Source organism: Brachybacterium sp. AOP3-A1-3 (genome assembly GCF_052378285.1).
In the GTDB taxonomy this organism is placed as follows: Bacteria; Actinomycetota; Actinomycetes; order Actinomycetales; family Dermabacteraceae; genus Brachybacterium.
Genome location: NZ_JBQSXM010000003.1, coordinates 1 through 24,406 on the forward strand (window position 1 = coordinate 1; position 24,406 = coordinate 24,406).

Annotated in this window: 21 protein-coding genes and 4 tRNA genes; 13 read left to right on the plus strand and 12 right to left on the minus strand. The window is 70.2% G+C overall.

From position 1 onward, the window contains the following. Window positions 1-492: 492 nt before the first annotated feature. Window positions 493-565, minus strand: a tRNA-Thr gene (locus tag ACT3T5_RS05330). Between the two features lie 294 nt (window positions 566-859). Here ACT3T5_RS05330 and ACT3T5_RS05335 point away from each other — a divergent pair. Together ACT3T5_RS05335 and ACT3T5_RS05340 are read left to right on the plus strand one after the other, a co-directional pair. After that, window positions 860-2,284, plus strand: a complete 1,425-nt coding sequence (locus ACT3T5_RS05335) for a Gfo/Idh/MocA family protein (RefSeq protein WP_444593789.1) — start codon at window positions 860-862, stop codon at window positions 2,282-2,284. Next, a complete protein-coding gene (locus ACT3T5_RS05340; protein WP_444593790.1) occupies window positions 2,281-3,309 on the plus strand; it encodes an NEW3 domain-containing protein in 1,029 nt (342 codons plus the stop codon). Before ACT3T5_RS05335 ends, ACT3T5_RS05340 begins: the two co-directional genes overlap by 4 nt. Window positions 3,310-3,432: 123 nt before the next feature. Here the strand turns inward: ACT3T5_RS05340 and ACT3T5_RS05345 are convergent, their stop codons facing one another. The 3 genes from ACT3T5_RS05345 to ACT3T5_RS05355 all read right to left on the minus strand — a co-directional run bounded on the left by ACT3T5_RS05345 (window position 3,433) and on the right by ACT3T5_RS05355 (window position 7,144). Then, window positions 3,433-5,088 (minus strand): alpha/beta hydrolase, encoded by a 1,656-nt coding sequence (locus ACT3T5_RS05345; protein ID WP_444593791.1) that lies wholly within the window; start codon window positions 5,086-5,088, stop codon window positions 3,433-3,435. A 186-nt stretch (window positions 5,089-5,274) separates the two neighbouring features. Continuing rightward, a complete protein-coding gene (locus ACT3T5_RS05350) occupies window positions 5,275-6,009 on the minus strand; it encodes an ABC transporter permease (protein ID WP_444578285.1) in 735 nt (244 codons plus the stop codon). A gap of 136 nt (window positions 6,010-6,145) precedes the next feature. Beyond that, window positions 6,146-7,144, minus strand: a complete 999-nt coding sequence (locus ACT3T5_RS05355) for an ABC transporter ATP-binding protein (protein WP_444593792.1) — start codon at window positions 7,142-7,144, stop codon at window positions 6,146-6,148. A 210-nt stretch (window positions 7,145-7,354) separates the two neighbouring features. Between ACT3T5_RS05355 and ACT3T5_RS05360 the strand changes: the two genes are divergently transcribed. Then, entirely contained in the window at window positions 7,355-8,491 is a 1,137-nt protein-coding gene (locus ACT3T5_RS05360) for a sensor histidine kinase (protein WP_444578283.1), read from the plus strand. Next, complete coding sequence (locus ACT3T5_RS05365) at window positions 8,473-9,147, plus strand: response regulator (RefSeq protein ID WP_444578282.1); 675 nt, start codon at window positions 8,473-8,475, stop codon at window positions 9,145-9,147. The genes ACT3T5_RS05360 and ACT3T5_RS05365 overlap by 19 nt, the downstream gene beginning before the upstream one ends. Window positions 9,148-9,216: 69 nt before the next feature. Here ACT3T5_RS05365 and ACT3T5_RS05370 read toward each other — a convergent pair whose 3' ends face one another. After that, window positions 9,217-9,582: a metallopeptidase family protein gene (locus ACT3T5_RS05370; RefSeq protein ID WP_444578281.1), complete on the minus strand. Its 366-nt coding sequence runs from the start codon at window positions 9,580-9,582 to the stop codon at window positions 9,217-9,219. A 164-nt stretch (window positions 9,583-9,746) separates the two neighbouring features. Here ACT3T5_RS05370 and ACT3T5_RS05375 point away from each other — a divergent pair. From ACT3T5_RS05375 to ACT3T5_RS05395, 5 genes are all read left to right on the plus strand, one after another. Continuing rightward, window positions 9,747-9,819: transfer RNA gene (locus tag ACT3T5_RS05375), tRNA-Glu, on the plus strand. 139 nt (window positions 9,820-9,958) lie between these two features. Then, window positions 9,959-10,032: transfer RNA gene (locus ACT3T5_RS05380), tRNA-Asp, on the plus strand. 282 nt (window positions 10,033-10,314) lie between these two features. Beyond that, the gene (locus ACT3T5_RS05385) at window positions 10,315-11,337 is read left to right on the plus strand and encodes an NADP-dependent oxidoreductase (RefSeq protein WP_444578274.1); all 1,023 of its coding nucleotides are present in this window, start codon (window positions 10,315-10,317) and stop codon (window positions 11,335-11,337) included. Between the two features lie 156 nt (window positions 11,338-11,493). Continuing rightward, window positions 11,494-11,566, plus strand: a tRNA-Phe gene (locus tag ACT3T5_RS05390). Window positions 11,567-11,690: 124 nt separating this feature from the next. After that, window positions 11,691-12,026, plus strand: coding sequence for a maleylpyruvate isomerase family mycothiol-dependent enzyme (locus ACT3T5_RS05395; protein WP_444578273.1), 336 nt, complete (start codon window positions 11,691-11,693; stop codon window positions 12,024-12,026). 3 nt (window positions 12,027-12,029) lie between these two features. Here ACT3T5_RS05395 and ACT3T5_RS05400 read toward each other — a convergent pair whose 3' ends face one another. Continuing rightward, window positions 12,030-12,392, minus strand: coding sequence for a hypothetical protein (locus ACT3T5_RS05400; protein ID WP_444578272.1), 363 nt, complete (start codon window positions 12,390-12,392; stop codon window positions 12,030-12,032). 86 nt (window positions 12,393-12,478) lie between these two features. On the opposite strand from ACT3T5_RS05400, the gene ACT3T5_RS05405 reads away from it, so the two are divergent. The 3 genes from ACT3T5_RS05405 to ACT3T5_RS05415 are packed head-to-tail and all read left to right on the plus strand — an operon-like array spanning window position 12,479 to window position 15,779. Then, the gene (locus tag ACT3T5_RS05405; protein ID WP_444593793.1) at window positions 12,479-12,901 is read left to right on the plus strand and encodes a PadR family transcriptional regulator; all 423 of its coding nucleotides are present in this window, start codon (window positions 12,479-12,481) and stop codon (window positions 12,899-12,901) included. Further along, window positions 12,891-14,036, plus strand: coding sequence for a hypothetical protein (locus ACT3T5_RS05410; protein ID WP_444578270.1), 1,146 nt, complete (start codon window positions 12,891-12,893; stop codon window positions 14,034-14,036). The genes ACT3T5_RS05405 and ACT3T5_RS05410 overlap by 11 nt, the downstream gene beginning before the upstream one ends. A 60-nt stretch (window positions 14,037-14,096) precedes the next feature. Next, entirely contained in the window at window positions 14,097-15,779 is a 1,683-nt protein-coding gene (locus ACT3T5_RS05415) for a formate--tetrahydrofolate ligase (protein WP_444593794.1), read from the plus strand. Window positions 15,780-15,902: 123 nt separating this feature from the next. Here ACT3T5_RS05415 and ACT3T5_RS05420 read toward each other — a convergent pair whose 3' ends face one another. From ACT3T5_RS05420 to ACT3T5_RS05445, 6 genes are read right to left on the minus strand one after another with little or no spacing between them, the layout of a single operon-like run. Then, entirely contained in the window at window positions 15,903-16,493 is a 591-nt protein-coding gene (locus ACT3T5_RS05420) for a cation:proton antiporter (RefSeq protein WP_444593795.1), read from the minus strand. Next, window positions 16,490-17,143: a monovalent cation/H+ antiporter complex subunit F gene (locus tag ACT3T5_RS05425; protein WP_444593796.1), complete on the minus strand. Its 654-nt coding sequence runs from the start codon at window positions 17,141-17,143 to the stop codon at window positions 16,490-16,492. Before ACT3T5_RS05425 ends, ACT3T5_RS05420 begins: the two co-directional genes overlap by 4 nt. Continuing rightward, window positions 17,140-17,676, minus strand: a complete 537-nt coding sequence (locus tag ACT3T5_RS05430; RefSeq protein WP_444578266.1) for a Na+/H+ antiporter subunit E — start codon at window positions 17,674-17,676, stop codon at window positions 17,140-17,142. Before ACT3T5_RS05430 ends, ACT3T5_RS05425 begins: the two co-directional genes overlap by 4 nt. Beyond that, window positions 17,673-19,235: a Na+/H+ antiporter subunit D gene (locus ACT3T5_RS05435; RefSeq protein WP_444578265.1), complete on the minus strand. Its 1,563-nt coding sequence runs from the start codon at window positions 19,233-19,235 to the stop codon at window positions 17,673-17,675. The genes ACT3T5_RS05430 and ACT3T5_RS05435 overlap by 4 nt, the downstream gene beginning before the upstream one ends. Next, window positions 19,232-19,948, minus strand: a complete 717-nt coding sequence (locus tag ACT3T5_RS05440) for a Na(+)/H(+) antiporter subunit C (RefSeq protein WP_444578264.1) — start codon at window positions 19,946-19,948, stop codon at window positions 19,232-19,234. The genes ACT3T5_RS05435 and ACT3T5_RS05440 overlap by 4 nt, the downstream gene beginning before the upstream one ends. After that, window positions 19,938-22,862, minus strand: coding sequence for a Na+/H+ antiporter subunit A (locus ACT3T5_RS05445; RefSeq protein ID WP_444594012.1), 2,925 nt, complete (start codon window positions 22,860-22,862; stop codon window positions 19,938-19,940). The genes ACT3T5_RS05440 and ACT3T5_RS05445 overlap by 11 nt, the downstream gene beginning before the upstream one ends. A gap of 137 nt (window positions 22,863-22,999) precedes the next feature. Between ACT3T5_RS05445 and ACT3T5_RS05450 the strand changes: the two genes are divergently transcribed. Next, window positions 23,000-24,373 (plus strand): MFS transporter, encoded by a 1,374-nt coding sequence (locus tag ACT3T5_RS05450; RefSeq protein WP_444593797.1) that lies wholly within the window; start codon window positions 23,000-23,002, stop codon window positions 24,371-24,373. The last annotated feature ends 33 nt before the right edge of the window (window positions 24,374-24,406 follow it).

Genomic DNA, 24,406 nt, shown 5'->3' on the forward strand with positions numbered 1-24,406 from the left:
GGTTCAGATCGGACGCCCGAAGTTCCTGATCGCTGCTACTGCCACCACGCATTACTACCTCCACTTGTTGATTGACACTAGGGATTTGAGCCTAGCCATCGGCGGCGCCCAGCAGGCCCGCTACCGCGGGGACCGTCGCCCTAACCGCGCCCGCCGTATTCGTTCGGCACGGCGATCGCTCCCGAGCAGCCGAGCGTCCGCGTCTCGCCACAGGCTTTGCACCGCCAGGACGGGTGCCCGCCACCGGACGCGGACGCGCACCTGCAGAACTCCCAGCCCCGCCGCGCCGCCATGGTGCCGCAGTCGCAGGGTGCCGGGTCGGGGTAGACCCAGCCGGCGGAGGTTCGGATCAGGTCCATGGGGACAGTGTGCGCTCGGGGTGTGCCATTTGGGCATCCGCTCGTGGTCATCCGCCAGATGGGCAACCTAATGGGCATCTCAGGCATGAATCAGGCCCGGCCTCCGCAATGGAGAACCGGGCCTGACCTGCCGAGCCGCCTGCCGGAATCGAACCGGCGACCTATTCATTACGAGTGAATCGCTCTACCGACTGAGCTAAGGCGGCGTTTCCGCCGGTCACGCGACCGACCAGTCCACCTTACGGGACACATATGGCCGGGCGCAAAGCCGCATGGCGCGATCCCCGTCACGTCACCCAGGGCGCCCCCCTCCGGGGATGAGGCACCCGCGCCGACGCCGCGCCCGCCAGCAATCCCGCTTCGTCTTCTGTGAATCCTTTGACACGGCGCGCACCCGATGAGAGGGTCGTCACACTCCGGGTCGGAAGTCGTCCAGACCCGGAGTTCCCTCGCGCCACTGTCGATGCGAAGCGGATCCGACCACCACGAGGTGATCCTGCATGCCCCAGTCCCCCTTCCCGTCACGACGCACCCTCCTCACCGGCGCCGGTCTCTCCGGCGTCGGCGCTGTCGGGGCCCTCGGTGCCTCATCGGCCGGAGCCGCGCCGCTCCCCGTCAAGAAGCCGACCAAGGCCCCCATCCCCGGCAAGGCCTCCATGATCGACGTCCCCTACGAGCAGCGTGACACCGTGCGCATCGGCCTGATCGGCCTCGGCGCCCGCGGCAGTTCCATGGCCGCCGGATGGGCCGCCGTACCCGGCACCTCCCTCGATGCCGTGTGCGACATCCGCGCCGACCGCGCCACCCGCACCGCCGACGCTCTCGAGAAGGAGGGCCATCCCCGTCCCCGCGAGTTCGGCGGCGCCGACACCTCCTTCCAGGAGATGCTCGATGCCGTCGAGCTGGACCTGGTGTACATCGCGACGCCCTGGGAATTCCACTATGCCCACGGCAAGGCCTCCCTCGAGGCCGGCGCGAACGTCGTGGTCGAGCTCCCGGTGGCCTGCGAGGTCGACGAGCTGTGGGACCTGGTAGCCACCAGCGAGAAGACCGGCAGGCACCTCTCCCTCTCGGAGAACACCTGCTACGGCCGCAACGAGCTGGCGATGATGCGCGCCGCCCATGCCGGGCTGTTCGGCGACCTGACCAACGGGCACGGCGCCTACCTGCACGACCTGCGCGCCCTGATGTTCGACGAGAACTACTACACCGACCACTGGCGTCGCACGTGGCACACCACCCATAACCGTTCCTTCTACGCGATGCACGGGCTGGGCCCGGTCGCCAACGCGATGGACATCAACCGCGGGGATCGCATCACCACCATCCGCGCCACCGCCACCGCACCCCGGGCCCTGGCCGACTACCGCGAGAGGTTCATGCCAGCGGATCACCCCTCGTGGGAGGACACCTACATCAAAGGCGACCTCATCACCTGCCTGCACGACACCGAGCTGGGTCGTGTGATCCGCACCGAACACGACGTCTCCTCTCCCCGGCCGTACAGCCGGATCAACTCGATCGCCGGCACTCGCGGCGTGTTCGAGGACTACGTCCCAGTCGGGGAGTCCGGGGCCCGGATCTACACCGAACCCGATCACGGCGACGACGCCTGGCGCCCGTTCGACAGCTACCGCGAGGAGTTCGACCACTGGCTGTGGCGCACCGTCGGCGACGACGCCGAGCAGAGCGGCGGCCACGGCGGCATCGACTACCTGCTGCAGTGGCGCTTCGTGCAGTGCATCCGGCTCGGCCTCGTCCCGGACATCGACGTCTACGACTCCGCGACCTGGTGCGCTCCGGTGCCCCTCAGCGAGGAGTCCATCAACCAGGGCGGGGCCGTGCTCGAGATGCCCGACTTCACCCGTGGACGCTGGTCCGAGGTCCGTCAAGGTATGGATTCCCACGAGAAGGAGATGCCGTGAACTCCCCCGAACTCCCCACCGCTCCCGTCGTTCCCGCCGCTCGGGCACAGCAGCTGCGGGGTGCCGGCCGCGCCGCGGTGGTCCTCGCCCTCGCACTGCTCGTCTCCCTCGCCATGGCCGGGAACGCCCTGGCAGCGTCCGCGCCCTCGCAGACCACGGTCCAGATCTCCCCGGTCGACCTCACCCAGGAGGACACCGTCCAGACGGTCACCGTCACCGTCGCCAACGCCTCCCGGGCGCCGATGACGCGCGTGAACGTCTCGCTGCGGGGTCCGGCCGGATGGACCGTCGGCCCGCAGACGATCGACATCCGACGGATCGACGCCGGCGAGCGCGCACACGCCGTCTTCGACGTGCGCGTTCCCACCCTGCGCGACGGGTTCCGCATGTACCCCTTCACCGCGACCATCACCTACAACGGCGGTGACGGCATCGGCACCGCGACCCAGGAGCGCGTGCTGACCTCCGGCGAGCCCGTCGACTCGATCGCCGCGGCGCGCAACAACGTCGGCATCACCACGCTCGCGTCGGTGGCCCAGGGTGACTTCGACGGCGACGGCAACTCGTTCTCGGCCGAGGCCCTCGAGGCGGTCGAGGTCACCCCGGGAGCGACCCTCGAGGGGGCAGGGACCGAGTTCACCTGGCCCGATGTCGCCGCCGGTGAGGCGGACAACGTCACCGCCAGCGGTCAGGCGATCGAGGTCGACGATACCGGGAGCCAGATCGGCTTCCTCGTCTCCGGCTCGGGGTTGAACGCGACCGGGACAGTGACCGTCTACTACACCGACGGCACCGGTGACGAGGGCACCCTCGGGGTCCCGAACTGGACGGGAGTCGGGGCGAACCTCGACGCGGAGGTCGTCGCGGCGACGAAGGGGCGCAACACCCCCGAGGGCTACGGTAACGAGAACGGCACCTACAGCGTCTTCGCGACCGCCGTCGAGATCGACAGCTCCAAGACGGTCGACGTCGTGGTGCTGCCGGGCAACTCGTCGATCCACGTGTTCGACATGGTCATCAGCTGACCGCGGTCCGCCGAGCGGCTACGGCCCCCGGCGGACGCCGCGCCCGGCGGACGCCGCGCCTGGCGGACCGTGCGCCCGGCGGACTCTGCGCTCGGCGGACTCAGCGCCCGGCAGACTCTGCGCTCAGCAGCTGAAACCGTTCTCCGGCACGGTGTCGTCCAGGAGGTAGGCGTCGACCTGCTCCTCGATGCAGCCACCGGAGCGCCCGTACGCGGTGTGCCCGTTGCCGTCCCAGGTCAGGTGCACGCCGCTGTCCAGCTGCTCGGCCAGGGCCGTCGACCAGGCGTACGGGGTGGCCGGGTCACCGGTCGTCCCGATCACCACGATGGGCGCCGCACCGTCGGCGGAGATCTCCGCCGGCTCGCGCACCGGGGCCTGCGGCCACTGGGCGCAGTCATCCTTGGCGATGTTCGACCCGAAGGTGGGGAACTGCTCCGCGATGCGCGCTGCCTCCTGCTTCTCCCACTCCGCGTCGGCGACGCGGGGATGGTCCAGGCAGTTCACGGCGGTCATCGAGAACGCGGCGCTGGTGCGGTACGAACCGTCCAGCTGGCGCTCGGCGGAGCGGTCGTCCATCTCCAGCAGCTGGCTGCCGTCACCGTTCATCGCCGCGCTCAGCGCCTGTCGGCCCGTGGGCCACAGCTCGTCGCTGTACATCAGCGTCAGCACGGCGGAGCGGGCGAGGGAGCCGGTGAGGGGCCGATCGGGGTCCCCGCTGTCCACGGGTGACTCGTCGGCTGCCGCGAAGAACGCGTTCAGCTGCTTCTTCGCCTCGGCGACGTCGCCCTTGAGAGGGCACGACTCGGCCGTGTCCAGGCAGTCCTGGATGAAGACGTCGGCCGCCTTCTCGAAGCCCTCCGCCTGCCCGGCGACGAACTCGTCCATCGTGAGCGTGGGATCGATCGCCCCGTCCAGCACGAAGTGCCCGACGCGGTCGGGGTACAGATCGGCGTAGCTCGATCCGAGGTAGGTGCCGTAGGAGTACCCGAGGTAGTCGAGCTGGTCACTGTTCAGGGCCGAGCGCAGCACGTCCATGTCGCGTGCGGAGGAGTAGGTGTCGAGGTAGGGCAGGACCTTCCCGGAGTGCTCCTCGCAGGATTCGGCGATCCGCGCACCCCATTTCTCGTACTCCTGGGTGGACTCGGCGGAGATCGGCTGGCCCTTCACCGCGCGGTACTCATCGGTCTCCTGATCGGTCAGGCACTCGACTCCCTCGGAGCGGCCCACGCCCCGCGGGTCGAAGGTCACCAGGTCGTAGTCGCTGAGCACCGCCGGGGAGACCATGTACGGCGCGGATTCCATGTAGTTCACGCCGGAGACGCCGGGGCCACCCGGGTTGAACACGAGCGATCCGGCGTCCTGCTCGGAGCCGGGTATGCGTGCCACCGCGAGGTCGATGTCCGTGCCGCTCGGATCGTTCCAGGCGAGCGGGACGGTGAGGGTCCCGCACTCGAGGCCGTCGGCGACGACGCCCTCGCACGCGCCCCACTCGATGTCCTGCTCGTAGTACCGGGCGTACTCCGGATCGGTCGACGGGTCGGTGGGCAGATCCTGCGCGGCCGACGTGCCGAGCTCCTCCAGCGGGAGGCCCTCCTCGCTGTCCGGAGCCGGCTGGGCCGGGTTTCCGCCATCGCTGGACCCGCCGTCGCCGGCCCCGCCATCGGCGCCGCCCTCCGGCCCGCCGCCGAGCTGGCTGCAGCCGCTGAGCAGCAGGACCGTCACGGCGAGTGCCGCTGTGAGTCGGGCGAAGGGCCGTCGCGGCTGGGCGGCGAGTGTCATACAAGGTTTCCTTGTCCTGGGGCGGAGCGGGATGGTGCGGGCGCGCCGGGCGCGCGACGGCCCGGCCATCCTAGGCCCCGCGGATGGCAGGTTCCGCGAGCCCCCGGCGAACCGGGGCAGGACGGTCCGGGTCGGGTCAGGACGGGGCAAGTCGGTTCGGGGCAGGCCAGGACGGGGCAGGACGGGTCAGGACACCTCGCGGCTGTTCCAGCGCCACGCGCCGTAGGCGGCGGGCAGGACCACGAGCAGGGCGAGGGGCAGCAGCTCGAAGGCGGTGGCGTCCCCGGTGCCGAGTGCCATGGCAGCCGTCTGGAGGTCGACCGCCCGCACGATGTCCATGATCGTCTCGGACCCGGTGAGCATGGCGATCGCGGTGGCGGTGCCGACCACGAACGGGATGCCGATCGCGGCGACCAGGCCGAGCACGGTGGACTGCAGGGCGATGCCCACGGCGAGGGAGAACAGCAGCGTGGCCCCGAGCGTGGCGAGCAGGGAGGCGAGCGCATCACCCATCCCGGAGAAGACAGCACCATCCCCGATCAGCTCGCCGCCGATCCAGGTGGTCAGCGCCGCCATGGCGACGGAGATCGCCAGGAGCACGACGACCACGACGATCGCCGCGATCACCTTGGAGGCCAGCACCCCGAGGCGCCCGGGGCGCTGCAGGAAGGTGAGCTGGATCGAGCCGTCGGACCATTCCCCTGCGGTGATCAGCACGGCGATCACGGGGATGATCAGCGACAGCGGAAGGCTGAGGACATAGAGGGTCAGCGCCATCTCGGATGTGGAGTCGGGAAGGAACAGCGGCTGCAGGAGCCCGGCGAGGGCTGCGAAGCCGACGATGAGGATCAGCGAGATCGTCATCAGGATCGCGGTGCCGCGGGTGTCGAGATGGGCGCGGAGGTCGAGTGCGGGTCTCATGGGAGGTCTCCTCGAAGAGGTGGGGTGCCGGAGAGGGCGAGGGGTGCTGGTTCGCGTGGTGCGTGGCGAGCGATGCTGGTTCGCGTGGTGCGTGGTGCGTGGTCGTGCCGTGAGTGATCGGTCGGCGTCGACGAGGTCAGGGCCCGCCGACCACGGCGGGCTGGGACTGCCCGGTCGGCGCACCGGACTCCTCATCGGGTTCCGTCTGGCCGGTCAGCGCGAAGAAGACCTCCTCGAGCCCGCCGTGATCGGTGGCGCCCAACGTGGTGAGGACGATCTGCTCGCGCAGGGCGAGGCGTCCCATGTCCTCCGGTGCCAAGCTCACCTCGAGCTCGTCCCCGGAGCGGCGCTCGTAGGCGATGCCGTGGGTGTCGAGGGCGGTGCGCAGGGCCTGGGGATCCAGGGCGCCCACCCGGGTGCCGCCCTCGCTGGTCAGCTCGTCGAGCGTGCCTTCGCGCACCAGGCGGCCGCCGGCGATCACGACCAGCTGGTCCACGGTGGCCTGCACCTCGCGCAGCTGATGGCTGGACAGCAGCACTGTGCCGCCGGCGTCGGCGAAGGAGCGCAGCAGGCGTCGCATCCACCGGATCCCCTCGGGGTCCAGGCCGTTCGCGGGCTCGTCGAGCACCAGCACGGCCGGGTCCCCGATCAGTGCCACGCCGATGCCGAGCCGCTGGCGCATGCCATAGGAGTAGCCGCCCACCCGCTTCGCACCGGCGTGCCCCAGACCGACGGTCTCGAGGACCTCGTCGGCCCGGGAGGCGGGCATGCCGATGGCGCGCGCCGCCAGGCGCAGGGTCTCCAGACCGGTCCGGCCGCGGTGGAGCGCGCCCGCGTCGAGCATCACGCCGATGGTGCGGGCGGGGTGATCGAGGCTGCGGTAGTCGACACCGCCCACGAGCGCCCGGCCGGCGTCGGCCCGGGCGAGGCCGGTCAGCACGCGCAGCGTCGTGGACTTCCCGGCGCCGTTGGGGCCGAGGAAGCCGGTGACGCTGCCGGGCCGGCAGGTGAAGCTCAAGTTGTCGACCACGGCGCGGTCGCCGTAGAACTTGGTCACGCCCTGCACCTCGATGGCGGCGGACGTGCCGCGGGCGGCGGAGGTGCCGCGGGCGGCGGGGCTGGTCTGTGAGGTCATGTCCCTACGATCCGTCGCCGATACCCCGCACGGACAGCGACCGGGGGCCAGCGCGGGCGCGACGATCGTCGGCCGCAGGCGGGCCGACGGGGGCGCGACCCCCGACCTGCGTCGGGGGCGGGTCCTCCGCGGGGCCGACCTCCGGCTGGAACCCGGGCCGACGAGCCGGCCGCAGGACCGGACGCCCGCTCGCGCCGATACAGTGACGGAGTGGAAGAACTGGGAGCGCCCGTGCGCCGGACCTGGCAGGACGTGACGCTCAGCGTCCTGATCCTGGCCGAGGCCGTGCTGTCGGCGATCCTCGCCGCCTCGGGCTGGGATCTGCTGCGCGCCGTGCTCATCGTCGGCCTCGGCGCGGCCCTCCTCCTGCGCCACCGCCACTGGCCGTGGCTGCTCCCCCTCGTGCTCGCGCTCAACGCCGTCGCGTGGTCGCTGGTGGTGCTGGTCGTCGTCCCGTTCGCCTACGCGACGCGCAGCAGCCGGCGCGCGCGCACCCTGCTGGTCGCCCTGCTCGCCGTCGTGGCCGGCATCGTGCCGGAGCTGAGCATGAGCGGGATCGGCTTCGGGATCGTCGGGATCACCGGCATCGTGGTCACTGCGCTGATCGTGGCGGCCTCGGCGTCACTGGGCATGTACGTCTCGACCCGTCGGATGCTGCTCGCGCAGCTGAAGAAGCGCGCCGAGCAGGCGGAGTCCGGCCAGGCGGTCGCCCAGGAGCAGGCCCGACGCGCGGAGCGCACCCGCATCGCCCGCGAGATGCACGACATCGTCGCCCACAAGATCTCCCTGGTCGCCCTCCAGGCGGGCGCCCTCGAGGTGAACCCGAACCTCGAGCGCGAGCAGGTCCAGCAGTCCGCGGCGCTGATCCGGCAGACCGCCACCACCGCGCTCTCCGAGCTGCGCGAGGTGCTGGGCGTGCTGCGCGGCGACGGCGAGGAGGCCCCGCTGGCACCCCAGCCCACCTGGGACGACGTGCGCCGCCTGGTCGCCACCTCGCAGGAGGCCGGCATCTCCGTGGACCTGTTCGACTTCATCGACGACCAGGTGCCCGACCAGCTCGCACGCACCGCCTTCCGCGTGGTGCAGGAAGGGCTGACGAACATCCACAAGCACGCCCTGCACACCAAGGCCCGGGTGGCGCTGATCGGTGAGCCGGGCACCGACCTCGTGATCGAGGTCAGTAATGTACTTCCCAAGGGGTTCACGACGGATCTGCCGGGGGCCCGCATGGGTCTGTCCGGGATCGAGACCCGTGTGACGCACGCCGGCGGCACGATCACGTCGGGCCCCACCGATGAAGGACGCTTCGAAGTGAGGGCGGTGATCCCATGGCCGATGACGACGTGACCCGTGTGGGACTGGTCGATGATGATTCCCTGGTACGAGCCGGGCTGGCGATGATCCTGGGCGCCGACCCGGCGATCGAGGTCGTGGGTCAGGGCGGCGACGGCACCGAGGCGGTGACTCTCGTGCAGAAGCACCGCCCCGACGTGCTGCTGATGGACGTGCGGATGCCGGGGCTCGACGGCATCGCCGCGACCAAGGCGGTCTCCGCGCTGCCGAACCCGCCCAAGATCATCATGCTCACCACGTTCGACATGGACGAGTACGTGTTCCAGGCGCTCGAGGCCGGGGCCAGCGGCTTCCTGCTCAAGGACACCCCGCCGCAGGACCTCGCCCGGGCCGTGCACGTGGTCGCCGGAGGCGATGCGATGCTCTCGCCCACCATCACCCGGCGCATGCTCTCCCACTTCTCCGACTCGAACCCCGGCACCCGCCAGGACCGTCACCCCGGGATCGAGCAGCTCACCGAACGGGAGACCGAGGTGCTCGGCGCCGTCGGGGCCGGGCTGTCCAACGCCCAGATCGGGATGCGGCTGTTCATGAGCGAGGCGACCGTGAAGGCGCACGTCTCGAAGATCTTCGCCAAGCTGGACTGCACGAACCGGGTCCAGATCGCGATCATCGCCCACGAGGCCGGGCTCAGCGACCTCGACGCCTGAGCGCGGTCGTGCGGGCCGCGGTGGCCGCCATGATGAGCGCTGCGGAGGCCACCATGGTGAACGCGGCGCTCAGCCCCAGCCGAGCTCGTGGAGCCGCTTGTCGCTGAGGCCGAAGAGGTGTCCGAGCTCGTGCAGCACCGTGACGGCGATCTGTTCGACGAGGTGCTCGCGGGAGGCGGCCACGCGCTGCAGCGGTCCTCGGAACACGAAGATGCGGTCGGGCTGGGCGTAGCCGTCGAACACGGAGCGCTTGTCCAGCGGGATCCCCTCGTACAGGCCCAGCAGCTCGGTGCCGTCCGCATGCTCGAACTGCGGCTCCTCCTCGATGAGGATCGCGACGTTCGCCTCCGCGATCGACCGGGCGATCTCCTCGGGCAACGAGTCGAGCGCGTCGTCGACCGCTTCCTCGAACTCTTCTCGGCTGATCCGGATCATGGGCCCATCGAACCACGCCGTCGGCCGGCCCGGGAGCCGCCCGTCGCCGCACCCGGACATCCAGCGGCCGACGATTCGTGTCGCGTATGCCGCATCGACGGGATTCCCGCAGACGCACAGCACCTTCGATGGGTATGCTCTGCGTCGGGTACTTCGTTGCCCGGGCCCCCATCGTCCAGTGGCCTAGGACACCGGCCTTTCACGCCGGCGACACGGGTTCGAATCCCGTTGGGGGTACTCGTACGGTTTGATCGATGTCCTGGTCAGCCGCATGAGACCGGAGTGCGAGGCGGCTCACAGTGAAAGTGGCTGGGAGCCCCGAGAACGTCCGGTAGAGTTGGTCAGGTCGAAGCGCGCAAGTGCAGAGATCACGTGAGGCCCTGTAGCTCAGTTGGTTAGAGCGCCGCCCTGTCACGGCGGAGGTCGCCAGTTCAAGTCTGGTCAGGGTCGCCCTCGCAGGAAGCCCCGGAACATCGTTCCGGGGCTTCCTGCATTTCCCGGCGCACTCCGCCGGCCGGCGGGCTCCCCATCCACCCGTGCGACCGGCATCGGCCGTCGTTGGTCGTCGACCGCTGTCGGTCGTCGGTCGTCGGTCGTCGGTCGTCGATGGATGGGACTCGTGTCACGCCGAACGGCCCTCGTGTGCCCGACGGCGGATTCCCGCACACGCTGTCGGACCCCTCACAAGGCCTCGCCCGACCACGTCCCCGGCCACCGCCCTACGCTCGAGCCATGAGCACCACGCCGCTGAACCACCGCATCCGCCTCGCCGCCCGCCCGCACGGCGAGCCCACCGCCGAAGACTTCCAGCACGACGCCGTCGAGATCGGCTCCCCCGACGCGGGCCAGGTCCTGCTGCGCACCCGCTACCTCTCCCTGGATCCCTACGTGCGCGGTCGCATGAGCGCCGCCAAGTCGTATGCCGCTCCGATGGAGATCGGTGATGTGGTCGTGGGGGCCACGGTCTCCGAGGTCGTCGAGTCCGCGGCAGAAGGCTTCTCCCCCGGCGACACCGTCCTGTCCTACGGCGGCTGGCAGGAGTACAGCGTCGAGACGACCGGTCATCTGCGCAAGCTCGATCCGGAGACCGCCCCCGTCACCACCGCGCTCGGCGTCCTCGGCATGCCCGGCTTCACCGCCTACGCGGGTCTGCTCGCGATCGGTGAGCCGAGGGCCGGGGACACCGTCGCCGTCGCGGCCGCGACCGGTCCCGTGGGATCGGCAGTGGGGCAGATCGCGAAGATCCACGGCGCCCGAGCGGTCGGCATCGCCGGCGGAGAGCGCAAGGTCGATCTGCTGCGCGAGTTCGGTTTCGACGAGGCCCTCGACCATCGCGCCCCCGACCTGCCCGGCCGTCTCGCCGCCGCCACGCCCGACGGCATCGACGTGTACTTCGAGAACGTGGGCGGGGCCGTCTGGGATGCGGTGCTGCCGCAGCTGAACACGTACGCGAGGGTGCCGGTGTGCGGTCTCGCCGCGAACTACAACTCGACCTCCCTGCCCGAGGGCCCGGACCGCAGCGGCCAGCTGATGGGCACGGTGCTCGCCAAGAGCCTCACCCTGCGCGGGTTCATCCAGCTCGAGTTCGTCGAGGCGCTCTACGAGGACTTCCTGCGGGACATGGGCGGCTGGGTCGCCTCCGGCCAGGTGCAGTACATCGAGGACATCACCGACGGCCTCGACAGCGCGCCCGACGCCTTCGTGGGAATGCTGCGCGGCCGCAACCTCGGGAAGTCGATCATCAAGGTCTCCTGAGCGACGGCTCGAGGTCGATGCAGGGTGCGACCCCTTTCGGGGAGGTGAGGAGGTGCTCCAGCACCTCCCCGAAGGTGGTGTGCCTCTCACCGGTCCTCGCCGGTTGGGATCAGTGCCGGAGCCCTGTTAGTCTTGTCCTCGGCCGCTCGCGGCCACGGCTCTGTAGCTCAGTTGGTAGAGCGTTCGACTGAAAATCGAAAGGTCACCGGATCGACGCCGGTCGGAGCCACCTTCACGAAGACCCCCGCCAGTGGCGGGGGTCTTCGCATGTCTGCTGTCGGGGTGCTGGGATCGTCGCGGTCGCCCACTCACGCGTCTTGCGCCGCACCGGGCACGACCCTACATTTCGCGGTATGCGCACCAAGAACCTCTGGCCCCTGATCCATGCGGAACGGGCCGCCCTGGAGGACGTCCTGCGCGATCTCTCGCCAGCGCAGTGGCAGGCACCCACGATGTGCGACGCATGGACGGTCCAGGACGTCGTCGACCATCTGACCGCCGGGTCCAGCACAGGAACCGTTCCCTGGCTCGCCAACATGGTCGCCGCTCGGTTCACCACGGACCGGCACGACCACCGGCTGCTCGAGAAGTATCGGGGGACGACCCGGGAAGACTCCCTGCAGCGCTTTCGCGAGGCTGTGGGCACCACGGCCGCCGAGATCCGCGAGGCCGTGACGCGCTATAACTGACGGTCACGCCCGGCTGGGCCGCTCCGGCAGGTCGGGCCAGGCCACGTGCACCTTCTCCGTGGCCGCAAGTCCCTTGGTCGCGTAGTGATCGGCAAGCAGGATTTCGTGCGGGGACAGCTCGATGACTGTCAGCCCAGCGATCTCGTCGGCAGTTCCCGCGTCCAGCACCCACTGCTCGGCAAGCTCGGCCAGGTTGAGCACCTCCACCAATCGCTCACCCGCGTCGTAGTCGACCTGAGCGCCCACGGCATGTCCGAGGAGCGATCGTGGCTGCACGAGCTCGTAGTCGTCGGTCATCGGTTCCAGGTAGCCGACCGTCTCCGGGTCCTCCCGGGCGATCGGAATCCATCCACTCGTCTCTGTCATGGATGGAGAGCGTGCCGATCCCGACCCATGCGCCCCACGACCCTCGGATCACGCGCGGTTACTAGGTATCGTGCATACTTAACTCTATGGATGACCTAGATCCGAGACCGGACGGTGTCCCGCAGTGGCCGGCGACCTGGATCCGCGCACTGCTGCCCAGCGCCGTCCTGGCCTGCCTCGAGCTGACTGCCCTGCACGGCTACGGAATCGCCCAAGCGCTGCACGCCCGCGGCTTCGGCACCCCCAAGGGCGGGTCCCTGTACCCGGTCCTCGCGCGACTGGAGGACACCGGGGCGATCACCGCCGAGTGGGTCCCCGGCCCGTCCGGACCAGCGCGCCGGCAGTACACGCTCACCGCTGCGGGACGAACCCGGCTCGTCCGCGACCGGACTTCCCTCACCCTGCTCGGCCACGCGCTCGGCACGTCCGCTGAGGGCATCGGCTCGGTCCCGGAGATCGAAGGCGCCGCTCCGCGCCCCACCCCAGAAGGAGGTCCTAATGACACCTGAGGACAGCACGCTGACGAACGAGGATGGCTCGGAGAGGGAGCGCCTGCGAGCCGCCTACCTCGCCGCACGACAAGAGCCCGCCGATGCCGACTGGGCGGAGCACGCCCTGGTGACGATGGTGTTCGCTGGGGTGCAGATCGACGTCGCAGAGGAGTCCCTGCTCGATGCCGTCGTGCTCGTGCGGGACAGCGGGGAAGGCCCCGAGGACCTCTACGGCCCGGCCCGCGACTGGGCACACCACCAGGTCGAGGCGATGCAGAGCGAGGGTCTCGATGCGTTCGACGACCCCCTGCTGATGGGCCCCCGCGACGCGGCGGTATTCACCCTCGGAGGAGCTGCGGTACTGAGTGCTGTGCTGATGGCGAGCAACCTCCTCGATCTGCTGCCCGGCCGTGAGGTCGGCGACCTCACAGCCGGCCTCGCACTCATGCCGCTCCTTCTCTCCGCCGCGATCATCACTCTGATCTGCGTGTACAAGCGCGCCTCGCGCTGCTTCCCTTTTCCCGTCACCGCAGTGCTCTCCGCACTGACGCTCGCGATCTGCTCGACCATCGTCGCGCTCATCATCATGCCGCTGGGCCAGACGGGGCCTCGAGCCAACGGCTGGTGGGCGGCGCTCCTCATCCCCGGATACGGGATCCTGTGCTGGATCACCGCGAAGCTGTGGCGGGGCCCCTCGACGGTTCCTGCCCCCGTGACCGTCCCAACGATCCTCGACGCCGGAGAGATCGCGGACACCGAGTGGCTGAACCGAGCCCGCGCGGCGCTGCGAGAGCGAGGCGAGATGTCCGATCGGAGGATCTCCACGGTGCTGCACGAGGCCGAGGACCATGCGCGCGATGAAGGGAGGACGCTGGTCGCGGAGTTCGCCTCCCCCGAGGGGTATGCGCGCTCGCTCCCGCGGGACCCGACGGTCAAGTCACGTCGGATGACCCTCGTCTACGGCACACTCACTCTGCTCTGGCTCGCCCTCGGCGCCTCCGTCGCCGCGACCGCCGACGAGCTGCAGCCCTGGCGGCTCCTGACCTTCGTGATCCTCGTGCTGCTGTGCGCGTGGGAGGCCGCTCGCCACGCTCGCCGGTGGCGGGAGGCGACAATCCCGGAAGAACACGCATGGCGAGGACGGGAGTCATAGGCTGACCGGGACGACGAGTCTGCGGCGACCCCGCCGGCAGCCGAACCCTGGAGGACGACGATGTCAGCCGAGAACCCGGACCTTGCGATCGCCCAGGCGGCGACCCTGCTCCCCATCACCGAGATCGCCGAGACGGCAGGCATCCCCGCCGAGGCCCTCGTCCCGTACGGCTCCTACAAGGCCAAGGTCGACGTGCGGCGGATGCAGGGCCTCACCGACGCCCCGAGCGCGAAGCTCGTGCTGGTCTCCGCCATGTCGCCCACGCCGGCGGGCGAGGGCAAGTCGACCACCACCGTCGGCCTCGCCGATGCCTTCACCCTCAAGGGGATGACCACGATGGTGGCGCTGCGGGAGCCGGCGCTCGGCCCGATCATGGGCATCAAGGGCGGCGCCACCGGCGGCGGCTACGCACAGGTGGTGCCGATGGAGGACATCAACCTGCACTTCACCGGCGATTTCCACGCGATCCAGATCGCCAACAACACCCTCGCCGCGCTCATCGACAACCACATCCATCAGGGCAACCAGCTGGGCATCGACCCGCGGCGCATCCAATGGAAGCGCGTGGTGGACGTCAACGACCGCGCCCTGCGCTCGATCGTGGTGGGCCTCGGAGGGCCCACCCAGGGCGTCCCGCGCGAGGACGGCTTCGACATCGTCGTGGCGTCCGAGATCATGGCGATCCTGTGCCTGGCCACTGATCTCGCGGATCTCGAGGCACGCATCGACCGGGTCGTCATCGGCTTCACCTACGATCGCTCCCCCGTGAGCGTCGCCGACCTCGGCGTGGCCGGCGCGATCACGATGCTGCTCAAGGACGCGCTGCTGCCGAACCTGGTCCAGACCCTCGGCGGCACCCCGGCTCTCGTGCACGGCGGGCCCTTCGCGAACATCGCCCATGGCTGCAACTCGCTCGCCGCCACGCGCCTGGCCCTCGAGCTCTCGGACATCACCGTGACCGAGGCCGGATTCGGTTCGGACCTCGGCGCCGAGAAGTTCCTGGACATCAAGTCGCGGCTGGGCGGCCTCTCCCCCGACGCCGCCGTGGTGGTCGCCACCGTGCGCGCGCTGAAGATGCACGGCGGCGTCGCCAAGGCAGATCTCGCCGACGAGGACATCGACGCCGTCCGTGCCGGGACCGTGAACCTCGCCCGCCACGTGGAGAACCTCCGCAAGTTCGGGCTCGAGCCCGTGATCGCCCTGAACCGCTTCCCGACCGACACCGAGGCCGAGCTCGAAGCGGTCCTGACGTGGGCACGGGAGCAGGGCTTCCGGGCCGCGCTGTCGGAGGTGTGGGCCAAGGGCGGCGAGGGCGGCCTCGCCGTGGCCGACGAGGTGCTCGCGGCGATGGACACCGGCGGCGGCGACGGCTTCCACCACCTCTACGATCCGGCCGACGGCATCGAGGAGTCGCTGCGCACCCTGGCCCGGGAGATCTACGGGGCCGACGACGTCGTGCTCGAGGGCAAGGCGCCCGCCCAGCTGCGGATGCTGCAGCGCAACGGATGGGACACCCTCCCGGTGTGCGTCGCCAAGACCCAGTACTCCTTCTCCGACGACCCCACGCTGCTCGGAGCCCCCACCGGGCACATGCTGCACGTGCGGGACCTGGTCCCCAAGATCGGGGCCGGTTTCGTGGTCGCGCTGACGGGCGCGATCATGACCATGCCGGGGCTGCCGAAGGAGCCCGCCGCCCTGCGCATGGGCGTCACCGGGTCCGGGGAGTCCATCGGACTGTTCTGAATCACCTGGCCCGGGCTCGTCGTCCCCGCGCCATGGCGTGCGTCGATCCGGGGCCGTGCGTCGATCCAGAGCCGTGCGTCGAACCGGAGCCGTGCGTGAGCCGGGTGAGGGCGCGGGCGCGGGTCAGTGCCGGGGGTCGCGCTCGGCGACCTCCTCGGCCTCCCGCTCGGTCTCGTCCTCGAGGTCGACGTCGATGACCTCGTCGTCGTCGACGTTCTCGGCGCCGGTCTCCGGTTCCTCCCAGTTGTGATCGGTGATCGCACCCTCGGTGGTCGCGACGATGTTCTCGGGGAACTGGTCCTCGCGGTCGGAGGCCATGCCCTCGTGGTCATCGCCGTCGTCGTCGATGAAGCCGTCCTCGTCGTCGTCATCGTCCGTCGGAGTGGCGAGGCGGTCGCTCAGCTCATCGATCGCATAATCTCCTCCGCGCACGAAGCCACGACGGAAGGCGGCACGGCCCACCATCACGCTCGCCACCGGGATCGTGATCATCTGGGCGAGGAGCACCACGAGCAGAAGCCCTGCCAGCGCCCAGGAGCCGACCACCAGGCTCACCCCGGTGAAGACGAAGATCAGGCCCAGCACCTGCGGCTTGGAGGCCGCGTGGATGCGCATCAGCACACCGTTGAAGCGGTTCAGGCCCACGGCGGCCAGCACGGCCAGCAGCAGCCCGGCGCCGATCAGCACCGCGGCGATGGTCTCGACGGCGGTCATCGGGTCTCCCCCGTCGTGTCCGTCGACTCGGTCGAGTCGGTCCCCTCGTCACCGTGCGCCTCGGACTCGAAGCCGCGAGAGCCTTCCTCTGCCCCGAAACCGCGCTCGAAGTGGTCGGAGTTCCCGGCTCCGTCGTCGAACCTGGAGTTGACGAACCCGGAGTTCACGAGCCCCGAACCGGCGGCCCCGGAACCGGCGGACTGCTCCTGCGCGCCGGCCTCGCCCGGGGCATCGTCAGCGGTCAGGTGCTCGGCGCCGATCACGGCGACGGGCTCGGTGAGAGCGGGGGCGTGCTCCTCGCTGCGGTGGTCGACGTGGATGGCGTCCAGCGGGCCCGTGCTGGTGCCGGACTCCGGGCGGTGGCGGCGCAGCTGCGGTGTGCGCGGCTCCTCGCGGCCCACGAAGCGGGCGAAGGTGACCGTGCCGATGAAGGCGAGCCCCGTGAGCGCGAGCATCGCGGGCCCCGCCCAGTCGGCCTTCGCGGACGCCGTGTAGAGGGCCATCGCGATCACGACCAGCACCACCAGGGAATCGGTGGAGACCGCTCGGTCCAGGATCGTCGGCCCGACGACCATGCGGTACACGACGGCCAGCGCCGTCAGCGCAAGGACAGCGCTGTAGATGACCAGGATGATGTCGAACGTGCTCATCGCAGACCAGCCTCCTCGAGGACCTCGCGGCGGCCGAATGCCCACAGCAGGCGCTCCTCCTGCTCGCGGACGGTGCGCCGCGCCTTCTCGGCCTCCTCCGGGGTGCCGGTGCCGATGGTGTGCAGGAACAGCGTGCCGGTGGCGCGCTGCGCCTCGACCACCACGGAGCCGGGGATCAGCGTGCACAGCACACCGGTGCAGCTGAGGAAGAAATCGGAGCGCGAGGCCATGGTCACGGCGATCACGGAGCTGGGCGGCTGCGGGGCAGGGCGGATCGCGTACCAGCCCACCTCGATCGCGGATTCGCACAGGTCGTACAGGAAGCGCACCAGGAAGAGGACGAAGCGCACCGGACGGATCGTGAGCTCATGGCCCAGCGGCGGCATCGGGAACAGCACGAAGACGAACAGCGCCGCGACGAGGCCGCCCAGCAGGTTCTTCAGATCCAGCCCACCCCACAGCAGGCACCACAGGGCGACCGACGCCAGGATCCAGATCCAGGAGCGGGTCAGTTCGGTGAATCGGCGCTTCATCGGTCCTCCACCCTCTGCCCGTCCTCACGGATCTTGTACACCAGGGCATCCGCGGCGTCGTCCCCGAGCACCGCGCTGACGTAGGGGACACGCTCGAGCACCGAGGCGGCCGCCTCGTTCGAGTAGGCCATGATCGGTCCCGCGAGCACGGTCAGCAGGAGGGAGAAGCCGATCATCGCGGAGGTGGCGCCCGTCATCACCTTCGGGATCGTGACATCGCGCTGCACGATCTCCTCGCTGGGCTCCTGCCAGAAGGCACGGTTCCAGATCTTCGCGATCGCGTAGAGCGTCAGCAGGCTGGTGAGCACGCTGATGGCGATGAGGATCCAGCCCGAGGCGAGGTTGTACTGGATGCCGGCCTCGATGAGGCCCACCTTGCCGATGAAGCCCGAGAACGGCGGGATGCCGGCGAGGTTCATGGCCGGGATGAAGAAGAGGATCGCGATGAGCGGGGCGAGCTTCGCGAGACCGCCGAGCTTGATGAGGTTCGTGGTGCCGCCACGGGTCTCGATCAGCCCCGCGCCCAGGAACAGCGTGGACTGCACGGTGATGTGGTGGGCGACGTAGTAGATGGTCGCGCCCATCCCCAGCTGGGTGCTCATCCCGATGCCGAACAGCATGTATCCCATGTGCGAGACCAGGGTGAAGGACAGCACGCGCTTGAGGTCCGTCTGGGCGACGGCGCCGAGGATGCCGATGAACAGGCTCAGCGCAGCGGCCGCGAGCAGCAGATCCTGGATCTGGGAGGCCGGGAACAGCAGGGTCTCCATGCGGAGGATCGCGTAGATGCCCACCTTGGTCAGCAGGCCCGCGAACACGGCGGTCACCGGGGCGGGCGCGGTCGGATAGGAGTCCGGCAGCCACGCGCTCAGCGGGAAGATCGCGGCCTTGATCGCGAAGGCGACCAGCAGCATCAGCTCGAGCATCATCCGGGTGCCGGGCTCGAGCCCGTCCAGGCGCACCGCCAGCTCGGCGAGGTTCACGGTGCCGGTGGCCGCGTAGACCGCAGCGATGGCCGACAGGAAGATGATCGAGCTGAGCAGGGAGACGATCACATACATCGTCGCCGCGCGGATCCGGCTGGCGGAGCCGCCGAGGGTGAGGAGCACATAGCTCGCCGCGAGCAGCACCTCGAAACCGACATAGAGGTTGAACAGGTCCCCGGCGAGGAACGCCATGGACACCCCGGCGACCAGCGCCAGGTACGTGGGGTGGTAGATCGCGAGCGGCGTGCGCCCGGTCTGCTCGCTCACGGCCTGCGCACTGGAGTACACCAGCACCGCAAGGGTGACGAAGCTGGAGACCACGAGCATCAGGGCGGTGAGCCGGTCGGCGACCAGCACGATGCCCAGCTGCGGGGACCAGTTGCCGATCTGGAGGACGAGCACGCCCTCCTGCGTCACGTGATAACCCATCACCAGGGCGACGGTGAGGATCGCGACGAGCGTGAGGATCGTCAGCCACAGCTGCACGCGGGGATGGTGGCGCAGCAGCAGGGTCACCGCGGCGCCGCCGAGGGGCAGCATCACCGGAAGGGCGAGGAGGAGCTCGATGCTCATGCGTCCCCCCGTTCGTCGATGTGCTCTGGGTCGGGATCGGTGGCCGGGCCCGCCCCGGGGGCCCGCGTCGCACCGTGGTCATCGCCCCGACCCCGGTCCTGATCACGACCTCGGTCCTGTTCACGACCTCGGTCCTGATCGCGTGCGCGTCGCCGGAAGGCCGGCCGCGGCGCGGGTTCCTGGCCCTCGTCGGCCTCGGTGGCGTCCTGCGGGACGTCCTCGGCGCTCGTGAGGTCGGAGCCGAGCTGGTCGTCGTCGGCCGGGGCGAAGCCCTGGGAATGCATGAGCGCACCGCGGCGGGACTCCTCAGAGAGCGCCTGGGACCAGGGCAGCTTCTCGGCGTCCTCGGACCGTCGGCGCCGACGGCGCAGCACGCGCCGGTCCTCGACGTCGTCGGGGACCTCGTCGTGCCCGAACAGCTGCCAGGCACGGTAGGCCAGCGCCATGCCGAAGGCGGTGATGCCCAGCGAGATGACGATCGCCGTGAGCACCATGGCGAAGGGCAGCGGATCCGTCATCTCGCCCGGATCCGCGGTGCCCTCGAACGGGGGCTTCCCGGGCGGTCCGGCGGCGACGATGAACAGCAGGTTCACCCCGTTGCCGAGCAGCACGAAGCCGAGGATCACCCGGGTCAGGGTGCGTTCGAGCACGAGGTACACGCCGCAGGCGATGAGCACCCCGGCGGTCAGGAGGAGGGCGAGGCTAACGGACATCGGACTCCATCTCCTGCTGCTGGTCGATCTGGGAGCCGAGGGTCCGCAGGAAGTCCAGGAGGACGCCGACGACGACGAGGTAGACGCCGATGTCGAACAGCAGCGCACTGGGGAAGTGGAGCTCCCCGAGCAGCGGCACGTGCACGATCGGCGTGGCCGTGGCGAACACCGTCCCGCCGAAGAGGACCGGCAGCACCCCCGCGACGACAGCGATCGCCATCCCCGAGCCGAGCACGAGACCGGCCTGCACGGGCGCCGCCTCGGAGAGCTCGTACCGGCCACCGGCCAGATAGCGCAGCGCGAGGGCGAGGCCCGCGACCAGACCGCCCGCGAAGCCGCCGCCGGGGAGGTTGTGCCCCGCCATCAGCAGGTACAGCGAGAACATCATCATCAGCGGGAAGGCGATCCGCGTGGTGACCTCGAGGATCACCATCCGCCGCTCCGGGGCGAGGGTCAGCCCCGCCGAGAGCCAGGTGCGCCAGCGGTTGCCGCCGGCGACATCGTCGGGCCGTGCATCGAAATCGAGGGCGTTCTGCGGCAGGGCGGCATCGGAGCGGCGGCGCCAGATCGAGGTGCGCAGGTCCAGGTCGCGCACGCGGGAGATCGACTGCTCGCGGCGGGTCACGAAGATCAGGGAGGCCACGCCCGTGGCGACCACCAGCAGCACCGAGATCTCGCCCATCGTGTCCCACACGCGGGCATCGACGAGGGCGACGTTGACGACGTTGTGGCCGCCGCCGATCGTGTAGGCGGTCTCGATGAGCCCCGGTCCGAGCGGGTCGAGGTAGCGGGCGTCGGCCGCGTACAGCGCCGCGCCGCACAGGACCACGGCGGTGCTGATCGCGATCGCCCAGCGGCCCCAGGCGCCGATCCGCAGCGGCCTGCGGGAGAAGTGCGTGGGCAGGCGGCGCAGCACGAGCACCAGCACCACGGTCATCGCGGTCTCCACCAGGACCTGGGTGGTCGCGACGTCCGGGGCGCCGGCGACGAGGAACAGCACCGCGACCGCGTAGCCGGTGATCGAGATGAGGAAGACCGCGCGCAGGCGACGCCGGGACCGGGCGGCACCGAGCGCGGCGAGGGCGGCGACCGGGAGGATGATCAGTTCGACGGGATGGTGGAAGAGCACCAGGTTGTCCGGCAGCGGGGACTGCGAGATCGCGATCGGGGCCACGAGGGCGATCAGCACCAGCAGCATCGTGCCCAGGGTGTAGGGCAGGGAGCCGCGCTGGAACAGCGGGGTCACGGCGACGGAGATCGCGTCGGTGCTGCGCATCAGGCGGCGGAAGCCGCGCTCCGCGTCGATCCGGTCCAGCACCTCCTCGCCGGCCCAGGTCTGCGGGGAGACCTTCTTCTGGAGCGCCGCGAACGGTCGCGCGACCAGGCACAGCACGACACCGAGGCCGAGCGCGATCACGGAGGCCAGCAGGGGCACCCCCAGGTGAGGGAGCACGACGAGGTGGATCCCCGGGCCGGTCTCGGGCAGCTGGGCCGAGAAGCCCCGCAGAACCGTCTCGAGCGGGCCGAGGAACAGGGGGAACGCCACGGAGAACACGGCGACCAGCGCCGGCGGCAGCCAGAACAGCACCGGGATCCGCGGAGCATCGACCGCCGGTGCGCCCGGAGCGGCGCCGAAGGCTCCGTGGATGAAGCGCCAGGAGTAGGCGACGGTGAGGATCGAGCCCGCGACGAGCGCGACCAGCAGGATGCGGTGCCAGGGCGCGCCGTCCCAGAGCGCCGTGAACAGCGCCTCCTTGGCGACGAAGCCGAACAGCGGAGGCACCGCGGCCATCGACGCGGCCGAGATGGTGCCGATCAGGGCGACCACCGGCGCGACCTTCCACACGCCAGACAGCACCCGCAGGTCACGGGTCCCGAACTTCTTGTCGATGATGCCGACGACCATGAACAGCGGCGCCTTGAACACGGCGTGGGCGATCAGCATCGCCAGTCCCGCCAGCAGGGCGTCATGGGTGGCGAGCCCGGCCACCGCGGAGTGGAAGCCCAGCTGGGAGACCGTGCCGTAGGCCAGCAGCAGCTTGATGTCCGTCTGCCGCAGCGCGCGCCATCCGCCCAGCAGCATCGTCGCCGCTCCGAACACGGCGATGATCATGCTGATCGCCTCGAGGTGGGTGAGCGCCGGACCGAACCGCAGGATCAGGTAGACGCCGCCCTTCACCATCGCCGCCGCGTGGAGATAGGCGGAGACCGGGGTGGGTGCGGCCATCGCACCGGGCAGCCAGAAATGCGTCGGCACGAGGGCGGACTTCGTCATCGCCCCGGCCAGGATCAGCAGCACGGCGATGACGAGATACGGGCCGGCGTCCGCCCACATCGGGGAGACCAGGATCTGCGACATCCGCAGCGAGCCCGCCTCCGCGCCGATCATCAGGAGCCCCACCAGCATCGCCAGTCCCCCGGCGGTGGTGGAGATCAGGGCGTTCATCGCAGCACGGCGCGAGGCCTGCCGGTCCTGGTAGTGCCCGATCAGCAGGTAGGAGAAGACGGTGGTGAGCTCCCAGAAGGTGTAGAGCACCATCACGTCGTCGGAGAGCACCAGGCCGATCATCGCCCCGGCGAAGGCGGTCAGCACGCCGGCGAAGCGACCCAGACCGGGCTCGGTGTCCTGGAAGTAGCGTGCGCAGTACATCAGCACGATCGCCCCGATGCCGGTCGCGATCATCGCCATCACCCAGCTCAGCGGGTCCAGGCGGAAGGCGAGCTCGATGCCGAAGGAGGGGATCCAGGGGACGGACACCTCGAGAGGGCTGTGCGCCAGCGCGACGGGGTCCACCGTCGCCAGCCACACCGTGGAGGCCGCGGGCACCGCAGCCAGGACGAAGAACGCATTGCGCCCCATCAGCCGCACCAGGACCGGCCCCGCGAGCGCGGCCACCAGATGGGCGAGGAGCATCGTGTACACGCAGTCTCCGTCCATCGACAGCAGGGGAAGGGGCCTTGACCATTCTACGGGAGCATCGCCGTGCTTTTCTGAGGGCCTTCTCCCACTTCACGTGCTGACGGACGCTCCGCGCTCCGTACAGTGAGGTCATGGCCACCACCCCGGACCCGGGAGACCGCATCATCTCGGACCCCGCACCGCGACCCCGTCGTCGCCCCGTCGTCTCGTTCGCGCTGTGGGACGGCGGGATGAGCGCCTTCAGCTCCGTGATCCTCACCTTCGTCTTCGCGACCTATGTCGCGAGCGCCGTCGCCTCCGAGGGCGCCGTCGGGGAGGAGGCGATCAAGGCCGCGCAGGACCATGGCTCCCAGGTGCTGACCACCTGGCAGTCGATCGGTGCCGTGGCGATCGCCCTGCTCGCCCCGCTGCTGGGCAATCTCGCCGACCGCGGCGGGGTCCGCAACACCCTGCTGCGTGTGACGACCCTGGCCACCGTGCTGGTGGTCGCCCTGATGCCCCTGGTCGCGCTCGACGCGGACGATCTTGTGCTGGGGGCCGCCCTGATCGCCCTCGCCGTCGTGTTCAGCGAGCTGGCCGGCGTGTTCGTGAACTCCGTGCTGCCCGAGGTCTCCACCCCGGCGAACCGCGGCCGGATCTCCGGCACGGCCTGGGCGGTCGGGTACTGGGGATCGATCGTGTGCCTGGGCGCGGTGCTGGTCCTGTTCGTGATGCCGGGCACCGGGCTGCTCGGGATCACCGGGGACGACGGCTGGAACTACCGGGCGATCCCCCTGTTCGTGGCGCTGTGGATCCTGCTGGGCACCCTCCCGCTGATGATCTGGGCGCCCAAGCATCCCGCGGGCGCCCCCGCGCAGCGCTGGACCCCGGTGCAGGGCTACGCCAGCATCGTGCGCCGAGTGATCCGGGCCTTCCGGGAGGAGCCCGTCATGCTCCAGTACCTCGTCGCCTCCGCGATCTACCGCGACGGCCTCGGGGCGGTGTTCTCCATCGCGGGGGTGCTCGCCGCGAACGCCTATGGCTTCTCCACCGTCGAGATCATCATCTTCGGGATCGCCGCGAACCTGGTCGCCGGCATCGGCGTCTTCCTCGGCGGACGGGCCGACGACCGCATGGGCACCCGGTGGCTGATCATCGTCGGCTGCGTCGGGATCATCGTGCTGGGGCTCGTCGTCCTCGCGTTCGGATCCGCCCTCGTGTTCTGGATCGCCGGGCTCGCGATCTGTCTGTTCGTCGGCCCCGTGCAGTCCGCGTCGAGGAACCTGCTCACCCGGCTCTCGGAGCCCGGCCGGGAGACCGAGAACTTCGGCCTCTACGCCACCACGGGCAGGGCACTGGGATTCCTGGGCACGGCGGCCTTCGCCGTGACGGTGGCGGTCTTCCAGGACACCCGCACCGGGATCCTCGGCATCGTCATCGTGATCGCCCTGGGGCTGCTGGCGTTCCTGCCGATCAAGCTCGGCGCGGCCGGCGCAGCGCCCGCGAAGACCGCGGCGGCGAGCTGACGCCGGAGCCGACGGCCCGACGCGCGCAGAGGC

Bases quoted from the DNA above. Each gene is read 5' to 3' on its own strand.
- ACT3T5_RS05385 (WP_444578274.1), top strand. From the start codon at position 10,315: ATGAGCACCACGCCGCTGAACCACCGCATCCGCCTCGCCGCCCGCCCG.
- ACT3T5_RS05335 (WP_444593789.1), top strand. From the start codon at position 860: ATGCCCCAGTCCCCCTTCCCGTCACGACGCACCCTCCTCACCGGCGCC.
- ACT3T5_RS05420 (WP_444593795.1), bottom strand. From the start codon at position 16,493: ATGACCGCCGTCGAGACCATCGCCGCGGTGCTGATCGGCGCCGGGCTG.
- ACT3T5_RS05445 (WP_444594012.1), bottom strand. From the start codon at position 22,862: ATGCTCCTCGCCCATCTGGTGGCCGCGCTCGCGGGGCCGGTCCTGGTG.
- ACT3T5_RS05430 (WP_444578266.1), bottom strand. From the start codon at position 17,676: ATGAAGCGCCGATTCACCGAACTGACCCGCTCCTGGATCTGGATCCTG.
- ACT3T5_RS05435 (WP_444578265.1), bottom strand. From the start codon at position 19,235: ATGAGCATCGAGCTCCTCCTCGCCCTTCCGGTGATGCTGCCCCTCGGC.
- ACT3T5_RS05405 (WP_444593793.1), top strand. From the start codon at position 12,479: ATGGATGACCTAGATCCGAGACCGGACGGTGTCCCGCAGTGGCCGGCG.
- ACT3T5_RS05410 (WP_444578270.1), top strand. From the start codon at position 12,891: ATGACACCTGAGGACAGCACGCTGACGAACGAGGATGGCTCGGAGAGG.
- ACT3T5_RS05425 (WP_444593796.1), bottom strand. From the start codon at position 17,143: ATGAGCACGTTCGACATCATCCTGGTCATCTACAGCGCTGTCCTTGCG.
- ACT3T5_RS05400 (WP_444578272.1), bottom strand. From the start codon at position 12,392: ATGACAGAGACGAGTGGATGGATTCCGATCGCCCGGGAGGACCCGGAG.
- ACT3T5_RS05355 (WP_444593792.1), bottom strand. From the start codon at position 7,144: ATGACCTCACAGACCAGCCCCGCCGCCCGCGGCACCTCCGCCGCCCGC.
- ACT3T5_RS05350 (WP_444578285.1), bottom strand. From the start codon at position 6,009: ATGAGACCCGCACTCGACCTCCGCGCCCATCTCGACACCCGCGGCACC.
- ACT3T5_RS05370 (WP_444578281.1), bottom strand. From the start codon at position 9,582: ATGATCCGGATCAGCCGAGAAGAGTTCGAGGAAGCGGTCGACGACGCG.
- ACT3T5_RS05345 (WP_444593791.1), bottom strand. From the start codon at position 5,088: ATGACACTCGCCGCCCAGCCGCGACGGCCCTTCGCCCGACTCACAGCG.
- ACT3T5_RS05450 (WP_444593797.1), top strand. From the start codon at position 23,000: ATGGCCACCACCCCGGACCCGGGAGACCGCATCATCTCGGACCCCGCA.
- ACT3T5_RS05395 (WP_444578273.1), top strand. From the start codon at position 11,691: ATGCGCACCAAGAACCTCTGGCCCCTGATCCATGCGGAACGGGCCGCC.
- ACT3T5_RS05440 (WP_444578264.1), bottom strand. From the start codon at position 19,948: ATGTCCGTTAGCCTCGCCCTCCTCCTGACCGCCGGGGTGCTCATCGCC.
- ACT3T5_RS05415 (WP_444593794.1), top strand. From the start codon at position 14,097: ATGTCAGCCGAGAACCCGGACCTTGCGATCGCCCAGGCGGCGACCCTG.
- ACT3T5_RS05365 (WP_444578282.1), top strand. From the start codon at position 8,473: ATGGCCGATGACGACGTGACCCGTGTGGGACTGGTCGATGATGATTCC.